General features: G+C 39.6%; 1 protein-coding gene and 2 pseudogenes. All 3 read left to right on the forward strand.

Annotated elements, in window-relative coordinates; genetic code table 11:
* Positions 1-274, forward strand: a pseudogene (locus VXQ92_RS20445) (ParA family protein); the annotation flags it as partial.
* A 10-nt stretch (positions 275-284) separates the two neighbouring features.
* Positions 285-671 carry a hypothetical protein gene (locus tag VXQ92_RS20450; RefSeq protein ID WP_000677531.1) on the forward strand — a complete coding sequence of 129 codons (387 nt, stop codon included), beginning with the start codon at positions 285-287 and terminating at the stop codon, positions 669-671.
* A gap of 215 nt (positions 672-886) precedes the next feature.
* Positions 887-1,096: pseudogene (locus tag VXQ92_RS20455) on the forward strand (threonine transporter RhtB); the annotation flags it as partial.

A 1,096-nucleotide genomic window follows, 5' to 3' on the forward strand; every position in this document is an offset into this window, starting at 1 on the left:
TGAAAATGTTCTCGAAACGCAAGATGATCATAATGATCGCTTGGAAATTGAAGGAATTGTGGTGAATCAGTTCCAGTCCCAAGCAAAACTACCTCGGGAAGTGGTTCAACAGTTAAAAGATGAAGGGTTACCAGTGCTCAATAGCATGTTACCGCCTTCGATTTTGATGAAAGAATCACATCAGAAAAATTTACCTTTGGCTCACTTAGCGCCAGAACACAAATTGACTCAGTCTTATGAGGCATTGTTCAGCGAAATTGAACCAAAACGATAAGAGAAAAATGATGAAAGGCTTATATATTGTGCCTTTGGCAGCGGCCACTTTACTATTGAGCGCTTGTGCTACAACGGTAAAACCGACTTATGTGTCTCCGACGCAGTATCAATCTTTGAGTTGCCAGCAGCTACAAAGTGAATATAACCGTATTCAACAATATATCGACAATGGTGTACAGACACCAAAAAGTACAGGTATGGGTGTTGGACTTGGGCTTGGCGGTGGCTGGGGACGAGGCGGTTGGGGATTCGGCCCATCCATCTCTGTCAATATGGGACAATCTTCTTCAACCAAAAACACCGAACTTTCACGTGTATTAGGTCAACAAGAAGCCATTGTTCAGGCTGCTCAGTTTAAGAATTGTCCAATTATTGTTCGGAAAAAGACGAATTAATCATCGGTTTTGCATCACAATATGCTAACTAATTGCATATTGTGATGAATAAAGTTTAGCAAAATGTTTCATAATAAAATTATTATAAATCAATAATTTTTTAAAGATAAGCCTTAGAATAACTTGTATTCTTTCTAATCAGAATACGCTCTAAACTTGCTATATTTTGCCCATTTCGTTTAATGTTGCCGCATCTTTACTAATGTGGAAATTATATGATTGAGAGCTGGTTTTTTGTATTAGCTATGTTGGCTGTTTTACTTATTCCGGGCCCGACAAACGCATTACTTGCAACCGCCGCTCACTCACAAGGTTTATCTAAAACATTCTGGCTTATCCCAATGGAATGGTTGGGCTACGCTTATGGCATTAGTTTTTGGGCAGTGTTCATTCATTTGGCAGATCCGGTTTGGCCTGCACTACTG

This window comes from Acinetobacter sp. 228, assembly GCF_048147885.1.